The following is a 989-nucleotide window of genomic DNA, read 5'->3' on the forward strand; positions in this document are numbered from 1 at the left end:
GGGCGGGCGGGGTGCGCCGGATCCGGCTCCCGCCGGTCCGCAGCGGCCCGCGGAGGCGACGGTGGGCGGTCCGGAGAACGTGGACGGGCTGCAGGTGTCGGTGGCGCGGGCGGGGAGCCCGGCCGGGGTGGAGGTGACCTTCGACCGGACGAGTCGGACCGCGGATGGCTCGCCGGTGCCCGCGGCTGCCCGCCGGTTCGTGTTCCTGTTCGACGAGAAGCTGCGGTTCAACCCGTCGGCGTTCCCGACGTGCAGTCGGGAGACGGTGGACACCCATGGTGTCGAGGCCTGCCCGGCGGGGTCGCGGGTCGGGTCTGCGCAGGCCAGCTACCCGGATGGCAGTCAGGCGTCGGCGGTCGCGGTGAACAGTCGGGTCGCCGGGCGGGCGGGGGTGGTGCTGGCGTTCCCGTCTACCGGGGCGGTGTTGGAGCAGACCCTGGAGCCGGTGTCGGCGCCGTACCGGGGGCGGTACCGGTGGGCGCTCGACGAGCTGCTGCCGCCGACGAGCACCCCGCCGCAGGACCGTCCCGGCACGACCCGGTTCGTGATCACGTTCGGGGCCGTGACGTCGGCCGGTGGGCGGCCGGTGAGCTATGTGGACAGCACCGACCCGCGTGGGGTTCACCGGTTCGGCCTGTGGAGTGAGTTCGTCACCGGGCAGGTGCTGGTGCCGGCCGATCGGGTGGTTCCACGCCGGTAACCGGGAATCCGATGCCCTCATGAGCAGGGCTGTGGCCGCTTCCCGGGAAGCGGTGGGCGACGGATTGTCGGCGTCGCACAGTCCGCGGCTTTCCGCATCGTCCGCCGGTACATTGTTTTATCTCCCCGCGAGAGGGTAGAGCGACCCTCCTGGCGTGGTTCTGTGGTGCCGGCGGGTTCCTTTCCTGTGCTGTCGTCGACGTCCACCACGTGCCTTCGTGGTGGACGTCGACGACAGTGGGGTTCGGGGCAGGGAGTCCGGGGGGTGTCTCTTATCCACATCCCCCGAC

1 protein-coding gene is annotated in these 989 nt (G+C 71.9%); it reads left to right on the forward strand.

All coding sequences use genetic code 11. From position 1 onward, the window contains the following. The coding region (locus AB1460_RS37765; protein WP_368967376.1) for a hypothetical protein at positions 1–700 on the forward strand (700 nt) is incomplete at its 5' end. Positions 701–989 lie beyond the last annotated feature (289 nt).

It is taken from the genome of Parafrankia sp. FMc2, assembly GCF_041008525.1.
Lineage (GTDB): Bacteria > Actinomycetota > Actinomycetes > Frankiales > Frankiaceae > Parafrankia.